This window comes from Parendozoicomonas verongulae, from assembly GCF_009711465.1.
GTDB classification, from domain to species: Bacteria; Pseudomonadota; Gammaproteobacteria; order Pseudomonadales; family Endozoicomonadaceae; genus Sansalvadorimonas; species Sansalvadorimonas verongulae.
The window spans coordinates 332-701 of record NZ_SMME01000383.1; the positions used below are offsets into that span (position 1 = coordinate 332).

Annotated in this window: 1 protein-coding gene; it reads right to left on the bottom strand. The window is 55.7% G+C overall.

Going from position 1 to position 370, the window contains the following annotated elements; all coding sequences use genetic code 11:
- A partial coding sequence (locus E1189_RS22395) for a hypothetical protein (RefSeq protein WP_196220882.1) occupies positions 1 to 370 on the bottom strand: 370 nt, incomplete at both ends.

Sequence of the window (370 nt, forward strand, 5' to 3'; positions counted from 1 at the left end):
CAAACCCTCCTCCGTCGTCAGAGGCTCATCATCGGAAAACGGGTAAGGAGACAGCGCCCAATCATATTCCGCCCGATACCACTCCCATGATCCGGGTTCATGTTGAGCCTCAGGTTTGTTTCTGGCTGCAGCGTTTTGAAGCTTTTCCCTGGTGACCTTCGCGTACTGATCCCGAGCCATGGCAATTTGAGCCGAGCGGCGTTCAATGCCAATACGATTCTTGCGGCCTGTGATGGCGTATGAGAGCGCATCCGCTGTATTGGGGCGCTTGTACCGGTTGGCATACTCCTCGACCTTCAGGGCAGCATAGCGGCGCTCAAACTCAGAGAGCCGACCACCCTCCAAGCGTTCAAGCTCACTGATAACGGTT